This is a genomic window from Mesorhizobium sp. M2A.F.Ca.ET.037.01.1.1, assembly GCF_003998075.1.
Lineage (GTDB): Bacteria > Pseudomonadota > Alphaproteobacteria > Rhizobiales > Rhizobiaceae > Mesorhizobium.
On the sequence record NZ_RZSA01000205.1, the window covers coordinates 1 to 8,021 of the forward strand.

The 8,021-nt window shown below is 61.3% G+C and carries 9 protein-coding genes; 2 read left to right on the top strand and 7 right to left on the bottom strand.

Annotated features, from left to right (window positions below; all coding sequences use genetic code 11):
- The first annotated feature begins 76 nt into the window (after nucleotides 1–76).
- Nucleotides 77–601: an N-acetyltransferase gene (locus tag EOA27_RS12770; protein WP_245463442.1), complete on the top strand. Its 525-nt coding sequence runs from the start codon at nucleotides 77–79 to the stop codon at nucleotides 599–601.
- A gap of 59 nt (nucleotides 602–660) precedes the next feature.
- Here the strand turns inward: EOA27_RS12770 and EOA27_RS12775 are convergent, their stop codons facing one another.
- The 7 genes from EOA27_RS12775 to EOA27_RS12805 form a co-directional block, all read right to left on the bottom strand.
- The gene (locus EOA27_RS12775; protein ID WP_126081496.1) at nucleotides 661–945 is read right to left on the bottom strand and encodes an SCP2 sterol-binding domain-containing protein; all 285 of its coding nucleotides are present in this window, start codon (nucleotides 943–945) and stop codon (nucleotides 661–663) included.
- A 186-nt stretch (nucleotides 946–1,131) separates the two neighbouring features.
- Complete coding sequence (locus EOA27_RS12780) at nucleotides 1,132–1,662, bottom strand: hypothetical protein (RefSeq protein WP_126081497.1); 531 nt, start codon at nucleotides 1,660–1,662, stop codon at nucleotides 1,132–1,134.
- A 31-nt stretch (nucleotides 1,663–1,693) separates the two neighbouring features.
- A complete protein-coding gene (locus EOA27_RS12785; RefSeq protein WP_126081498.1) occupies nucleotides 1,694–2,113 on the bottom strand; it encodes a hypothetical protein in 420 nt (139 codons plus the stop codon).
- Nucleotides 2,114–2,121: 8 nt separating this feature from the next.
- Nucleotides 2,122–2,691: a rod-binding protein gene (locus EOA27_RS12790; protein ID WP_245466958.1), complete on the bottom strand. Its 570-nt coding sequence runs from the start codon at nucleotides 2,689–2,691 to the stop codon at nucleotides 2,122–2,124.
- 290 nt (nucleotides 2,692–2,981) lie between these two features.
- Complete coding sequence (locus tag EOA27_RS12795) at nucleotides 2,982–3,722, bottom strand: class I SAM-dependent methyltransferase (protein ID WP_189353968.1); 741 nt, start codon at nucleotides 3,720–3,722, stop codon at nucleotides 2,982–2,984.
- Between the two features lie 34 nt (nucleotides 3,723–3,756).
- Nucleotides 3,757–4,689, bottom strand: coding sequence for a 2-dehydropantoate 2-reductase (locus tag EOA27_RS12800; protein ID WP_245466959.1), 933 nt, complete (start codon nucleotides 4,687–4,689; stop codon nucleotides 3,757–3,759).
- 111 nt (nucleotides 4,690–4,800) lie between these two features.
- Nucleotides 4,801–6,567 carry an adenylate/guanylate cyclase domain-containing protein gene (locus EOA27_RS12805; RefSeq protein WP_126081500.1) on the bottom strand — a complete coding sequence of 589 codons (1,767 nt, stop codon included), beginning with the start codon at nucleotides 6,565–6,567 and terminating at the stop codon, nucleotides 4,801–4,803.
- Between the two features lie 308 nt (nucleotides 6,568–6,875).
- Here EOA27_RS12805 and EOA27_RS12810 point away from each other — a divergent pair.
- The coding region (locus EOA27_RS12810) for an adenylate/guanylate cyclase domain-containing protein (protein ID WP_281059416.1) at nucleotides 6,876–8,021 on the top strand (1,146 nt) is incomplete at its 3' end.

An 8,021-nucleotide genomic window follows, 5' to 3' on the forward strand; every position in this document is an offset into this window, starting at 1 on the left:
CTCCCTTGCCCTGCGGGCACAGGCTGGCTCGCGCGGCGCGCCGGACGAGGGGGCCGTCGAGGCGCCTGCCTTCGTCATCGTCGGCGAAAGCGCGGCCGACACCACGGCGCGCGAAGCGCTGCTCGACCGCGCCATGGGGCCGAAGCGCAAGAAGAAGTCGTCCGAAAAGCTGCGGCGCGGCCGCCGGCCCTCGGAGGGACTGGCCTTCGTCGCCCGCGATGCGTCGGGCGTGGTCGTCGGCACGGTGCGGCTTTGGGATGTGAGGCTGGGCGAGGGCGGTCCGGCAGCGCTTCTGCTTGGCCCGCTGGCGGTCGAGCCTGGCTTGAAGAGCGGCGGCATCGGCTCGGCGCTGATGCGGCATGCGATCGCCGAGGCCGCGCGGCTCGGCCATGGCGCGATCCTGCTCGTCGGCGATGCGCCCTATTACGGACGGTTCGGCTTCTCGGCCGACCGCACCGGAACGCTTGCCATGCCTGGCCCCTACGAGCGGCACCGGCTTCTGGCATTGGAGCTGAAGGACGGCACGCTGGATGGCGTCAAGGGCACGATCAAGGCCGCCGGCCGCAAGATCAAGGGGCAGGCGCCGGGCTTTGTCGCCTGACGCCTACTATTCGACAGAAACAAGGCCGCCCGATGGGCGGCCTTGTTTCTTGCGAACGATCAGCCGAGCAGCTGGCTGAGCGCCATGGCGACCGTCATGTCGCCTTCGACCTTTAGCTTGCCGGCCATGAAGGCCATGGTCGGGTTGAGGTCGCCGGCGATCAGCGAATCCAGATCGTCGAGCGACAGCTTCACGGTGCAGTCGGTCGGCGCATCGGTGGTCGAGACGGTCGCACCGTCGATGACGATGACGCCGTCGCCGCCGGTGTCGAACTTGACCGAATGCTCGAAGCCCGCGCTTGCCACGCGCGACCTGATCTTGTCGGCAATCTCCTGAACGCCCATGGCTGTTCTCCTCGTTGGTTGCGTTGACGCGCACCGGCGCTTGGCCGCTGGGCGAGGTAGATGCGCCGCGCCTGCGCGGTCGCCTGTCACCGCGCATATAGCTTCGAGTTGACGTAAACGTCAACGCGGTCACCATGCGTCATGTCGCAACAGGGGTAAGCGCGGCTAGGCATCCGTGCCGGGCGATCAATGTTCCGGCGCGGCCTTGAACGCCTTGGTCATTGCCGCCGCGGTTTCCCCGGCGCCCCTGCGACGGCGCAGCGCGTTGTCCCGGATATCGTCCTTGGAGAGGAAGTTGACCTGGTCGATCAGCACGTCGTGCACCAGCTCGACGCCAATGCGGGTGTTGATGGTATCGCGGATCGACTTGCGGAAGGCGTCGAGATCGATCGATTCCTTCTTCGTGAAATCGATCTGCGGATTGGAATAGAGATAGGAATAGACTTGGTCGGTCATCAACGCCTGCGCCGGCACCGACAGCTTCTTCATCTGCTCCGGCTCGATCGTGTAGACGAGCTTGGTGAGGAAATAGCCGTCGATCGTGCCATCGCGCAGCAGCGGCACCGAGATCATGTCGGTCTTGACGTAGTCGAGGCCGCCCAGCATCGGCTTCGGCGGTTCGGCCGCGCCGCGTTGGCTGGCCGCCTGGAAGGAATAGAAGACCGCGCCCAGCGTCACGGCGCAAATCCACAGCGCGGCGGCGACAAACTTTATCACCGGGTCTTTCCTTGCGCCCAGATCATCTCCATCAGGCTCGGGCCATGCCGAACTCGGCGGCCGAATAGGTGCCGTCCGTATCGGCGCGCTGGATGGCGTTCCTCAGAAGCGTGGCGACCTCGTTGACGGCGTTGAGATGGGCAAGGATCGCCGCTTCGTTCTTGGCCAGCTTCTGGCGCAGCCGCAAAAGGCCCTCGCGATGCTGCTCGAGGAACTCGATCTCGTTGGCGCCCTTGAGCGCCCGGTTGAGCTCGTAAAGATACCGGCTCTTGCGCGCGTTCGAGGCCTTGAGGTCATAGGCCGTTCCACTGCGGATGCCGGCTGTCTCCTCGTCCACGACTTCCTCGATGCGGCCGATGATGGCGGCGAGGTTGCCGGGTCGTGCGGCGGCAGGCGCGTCCGATGCATTGGCGCGAGCGGGAAGGTTGTAAAGGTCCGTCTGGTCGGCCATGTAGGTCCCTAGATATTGATGTCCATTTTTATGGTTGTGTCGTCGCCGGTCATCGACCGTGCGGCCTTGCGCTCAAGCTCCTCGACCATCGAGGTCGAAAGCCTGGTTTGCTGGTCTATCTCGGTTTTCTGCGGTCCGCCGGCAACGGGGCCGACCGGCACCTTGCGCTTGCCATCCAGATAATGGTCGGCAAGCATGGATCGGGCGATGCCGATGCCCCCATGCGCGGCCATGACATCGGCTACCTTCTCGGCGAGCTGCGACTTCCACATGTCGCCGGCAAGGCCCTTGCCGTAAACGCCCTCCGCGTCCTTGGGCATCATGTTCTGGATGAAGGTCGTCAGCACCATCGCCTCGAAGCGCTGGAACTTCTTCGCGGGATTGGCGGCTTCCACCTTGTCGGCAGTGGCGCGCGAGAGCACGGAGCCGGCATCGACCGTGGCGGACGGATCGACAGAGAACGGTGCCGAAGTGCCATTCGCCCTTCTTGCGAGCGCCGCGCGCGCGGCTTCGACATCGGCCGGCTCCGCTGCGCGGGCAACGTCCATGACGATGTCGCTGGGTGGGGAAATGGCCAAGAAAGTCCGCCCTTTGCCGGTTTTGTTATCCGCAACATGACTGAACAAGCTTGTGGCAGGCTTGCGGGAAAAAGGGCGACGCATGCCGATGTTGGATCGGTTGTCTGCTCGCGCTTCGAGTGGCATTCCCCACGCGATGTTCTGCTGATGTCGCTGGGGCCGCAAGCCGACGGTCTGTTTACAAGACGAGTTCGAGGTTTTGATCGGTAGCTCGGCGCATCTCGTCCAAAATAGTCGCCTAGCTCTGTGTGGTCGTGCCGAAGATGACGGCGGCTATTCTCGGCTCAGACTCAATTTGAGAATCGAAACACCCTACCCATTTCGTTAGGCATCATGAAAATCTCCTCCGCCTGGGAGAAGCCGGCGTCCGTGCCCATGCCGAGCCATGTGCCGACCGTCTCCGGGAAATCGGCAAGTCGCATGTGCCTTTCCATCGAAGCGAATTCCTCATCTGAAACTGCCGACCATTCGTCGCGCAGCAAAGAAAATCGTGCCAGCCAGGATAAGCGCTCCTCTCCTTCGAACAGCGCCGGCTCCCAAATTATAAACATGCCCTTCCCGCCCAGAGAGCGGTGGGCGTCGTGCATCAGCTGTGCCTTGCCCGTGGCAGGCAGGTGATGCAGCGACATCCCAATCCAGATTACATCGACAGGCTCAGACCACTTCGCCATGGCCTGGGCGAAATCATTGCACTGCAACTCGACCGGACATGGCATACCGTCGAGCTCTCGTGCCGCCAGTCGCAGAGATGCCTCAGACAAGTCGATGCCGACGTAATTTCCGATCGCCATCGTCTTCAGCATTGCGGCGGAGGCGCTGGCATCTCCACAGGCAATGTCGAGAAACCGGAATGACGCCGGCGCATGCTCGACAAGCAGATCGCGAAGGACGCCGTAGACCTCCCGATGGAACATGAGATTCGCGCCAACGATCTTGCGATAGGTTTGCAGTTCCTTGTTGAACATGTCCTGGGAGCCGACAGCGTCGTCGCCTGCCCTGACTAACGTTGTTTCGTTCGAGGAACCTGCCATGACGTCCTCCAAATAGATTCGGCTATGAGCGTGATCAGAGATTGGAATTCTGGCGCTGCGTCCCCAGTGCATGCAGATGCAGCGCCCGAAAAACCGCCGTGTGGCCTGGCGTGGCGACACCCAACTCAATTCCCAGTTGATGCATGCGCCCGGAAAGCCACGCGACCTCGATGGGTCTCCCACGTTCGAGGTCATTTGCCATCGAGGATTTCACATGCGGAGGAAACGCGGACCACCTGGTCTCGACGCGGCCCGGGAACCCGTCGGCCATTGGGTGGCCGGCCGCTGCGGCTACCGCCATCCCCTCATCCCTCAACTGTTCAATGAAGATGCGTGCTTCCGGATCGGCCAGGATCGGGCCGATGCCAGAGCGCATCAGCGATGTTCCTCCCGAGAAGGCGCAAAGCGTTACAAACTTCTCCCAAAGCACTTCGTCGATGTCTGCGACTGGTTTGAGCTCAAGCCCGATGGCGCGATCACACAGCCCCTTCAGTTGCTCGATGACAGGATCATGTTGGCCGCCGACCAGGATATGAGGCAGCCCGCCGGAATGAACGACCTCGCCCGGCTTGCTGATGAAGCCGGAAAGATAGGTGGCGCCGCCTATCACGCGGTCACGCTGCAGATGACGACCAAGGATTTCGACGCTGTCGATGCCGTTTTGCAGCGTAACGACGCGCGTGTTGACCCCCACGAGGGGTGCGATAGATGCAGCCGCCCCCTCGCTGTCGTAGAGCTTGACAGCGAAAATCACCAGATCCACAGGCGCGATATCAACCGCCGCTCCGCTCGCGGATACAGGCGCATGAACAAAGCTGCCGAGGTCGCTCTGGATACTCAGACCAGTCTGGAGCATTGCCGCAAGGTGCGCTCCGCGAGCAATGAAGCTCACGTCGCCCCCTGCCTGGGCTAGCCTGGCGCCGATATATCCGCCAATGCCGCCCGCTCCCATCATTGCGATCCGCATGCCGTCCCCTCGACGTCAGCTGTCGCCATCAACCCGCCAAGCGTTGCGGACCAATTGGTGAGCCGAACGAATATTAGCAGCTTCTTCAGTGACGAACCAGTTCACAGGTCATTATTCCAGGCCTGCGCGTCGTAGGCCTTCGATATATCTGGCACGGTCCTGTGACCGTATCAGTGGGTGGTATTTTTCGACCCAATCGATGCTGAGATTCGGCTGTAGCCGTTTGCATTCGACGAGTCCTTGACGTGCGATTTCCAGATCACCGGCCAGTCCTGCGGCTGCTGTGAGTGTGCGCCAAGCGGTTCCAAAGTTTGGTCTCATCAGTACAGCCCGACGTTCAGCTCTTACCGCTTCGGCGTAACGGCCGGCGACCAGATGGCAAAGACCCTCCACCGAAAGATTCGCTGCTTGGGTTTGATCAAGGGGACTCAGTCGTCGTGCGATTTCGAGCTGGCGGAGGCCATCTTCAGCAAGCCCCGCATAGCCGTAGGCTACCCCCAAGATTATGTGGACGAATGCAAAGTTCGGGTTACGCTGCAGTGCCTCGTTCAGTTCCTCCACCGCCGGCCCAAATCGTCTCGAAAACGCTGATATGTAACCTGCCGCGAAATGGGCCCATGCGTCGTCGGGATCGAGGTCTATCGCACCCTGGGCAAGCGCGAGGGCACTTGATATGCCTTGCTCAAACTCCAAATTGCCGGAAATTACACGGGTGGCGAAGGCCCACGCGAGCAGGCTGCGGGCGCGAGCGTAGTGGGGATCAAGCTCAATAGCTCGCTTCAGGAGGTTGATGCCAGTGTCCTCGTCTTGAATAACCCATGTCCAGATATAAGGCATTGCTCGTACGACGCAGCCCCACGCATCGAGACTCTCAGGCGCCTTACTTTGAAGGCGAAGGCGTTCAGCTGCGTAAATCTGCGGCTCTATCGCTGCGACAACGCTGTGAGTGATCTCATCCTGCACTGCGAAAATATCAGAGGCGGGGCGGTCGTAGCGCTCTGCCCAGATGTGATTGCCGCTGGCCGCGTCAATAAGCTGGCCAGTTACCCGCAGTCGCTCACCCGCCTTGCGAACGCTGCCTTCCAGTACATAGCGAACACCAAGCTCGCGCGTGACCTGACGGATATCTGGCGCCTTGCCTTTGTACGCGAAGGACGAATTGCGCGCGATAACGAAGAAGCCCCGCAGCTTGGATAAGGCGGTAATGATGTCCTCCGCGATCCCGTCGCCGAAGTATTCCTGTTCGGGGTCGCCGCTCATGTTCTGGAAGGGCAGGACGGCGATCGACGGCTTGTCGGGCGGCGCCAGTCTTCCGCCGGACAGATCGGGCACTGTCGACACGCTTGCGATGTGACGGTCGAAGGCCACGCGATAGACTCGCACCGGCCGTGCAATGTTTTTGAGTTCTTTGTCGCCGAGATCCTCGAATTCTTCCTTCAGCTTGTCGCGCACCTGCTCATATGCCGCACCTGACAGGTAAATCTCACTTGGTTCCGCAATGCTTTCCAGGCGAGCAGCAATGTTAACACCGTCGCCCATTAGGTCACCGTCGCTCTCCTCGACTATGTCGCCGATATGGATGCCGATCCGGAACTCGATACGTCGATCAGGCGGCACTCCGGCATTTCGTTCAAGCATGGCATTCTGCACTTCGATAGCGCATCGGACGGCATCGACCACGCTACGGAACTCGACAAGGGCTCCGTCACCGGTGCGTTTCACCACGCGTCCGATGTGTACCGCGATGGTAGGATCAACCAGATCGCTGCGGAGCGCCCGCAGGCGCGCGAGAGTCCGATCTTCGTCCACGCCAGCCAGTCGGCTGTATCCCACGACATCGGCGGCCAGGATTGCCGCAAGCTTGCGGGTCTCGCTCATTTGCCCCTCCTTCCCTATCCGACATAGCACAGACTCAGGAGGGCCGCTGCATTTAGATCCGTTCCGCCTGGGGCCGCTTCGGGTCTGAACTGCGACACAAACGGCGATGTGTCCTTCCAGGGGGGCAAGGCCGGGCTGCCTGAGTGACAAGTATGCCGATCGTCTATACGTAACGGCGGCTCTCTGGCTAAACGCGACCTCTAGCGAGGTCGCCGGTTATTGGCGCCGGCACTGCACGCTCGCATTGGAGGTAGGACTAGACTACGCTCGCCAGTCGGAGCGATCTATGGGAGAGCCGGGACACAAGCATGGAGCGACGCCTTGCCGCAATCCTTGCAGCCGACGTCGTCGGCTACAGCCGTCTCATGGGAGCCGACGAGGCTGGCACGCTTGCGCATCTGAAGAGGCTTCGCGCCGAAGTTATCGAGCCCAAGATCAAAGAGTCGCGCGGACGCATCGTCGGTTCGGCTGGTGACAGCCTTCTTGTCGAATTCGCCAGCGCGGTCCACGCGGTGCAGTGTGCGGTCGAAGCCCAGGAGGGATTGGCCGCTCACAATGCAAGTTTGCCCGAAGACAAGCGCATGGCTTTCCGCATGGGTGTGAATTTGGGCGACGTGATCGCGCAGGACGATACGATCTACGGTGATGGCGTGAACATCGCCGCGCGGCTCGAGAAGCTTGCAGAACCGGGCGGCATCTGCGTCGCGCGCAACGTCTACGAGCAGGTCAAAGGCAAACTAGACTACAGCTACACCGATCTCGGTAGCCATCAGGTCCACAACATCGTGGAAGCGGTGCGCGCCTATCGGGTCAGTCGAGCGAAACCCACTTCGGTATTCTCCACAAAGGATATGCTAGCGCTTCCCGAAAAACCGTCCATCGCGGTCTTGCCATTCGACAACATGAGTGGCGACCCCGAGCAGGGCTACTTCGCTGATGGCATGGTCGAGGAGATCATCACCGCGCTTTCCCGCACGCGCTGGCTGTTCGTCATCGCGCGCAACTCGAGCTTTACCTACAAGGGCCGGGCCGTGGACATCAAGCAGGTCGGACGCGAGCTTGGTGTGCGCTACGTGCTTGAAGGGAGCGTCCGCAAGGCGGCGAGCAGGGTTCGCATCACCGGTCAGCTTATCGACGCGACAACGGGAGCACATCTATGGGCCGACCGTTTCGACGGCGGGCTGGAGGATGTTTTTGATCTGCAGGAGGAAGTGACCCGGAGCGTCGTCGGAGCGATCGCTCCGAAGCTGGAACAGGCAGAGATCGAGCGGGCCAAGCGCAAGCCGACCGAACACCTTGACGCTTACGACTACTATCTGCGCGGGATAGCAAGCCTCCACCAGTTGACCAGGGAATCCACCGCGAACGCTCTTCAGTTGTTTTACAGAGCCATCGAACTCGACCCTGAATTTGCCTCCGCATACGGCATGGCCGCGTGGTGTGCCGTCATACGC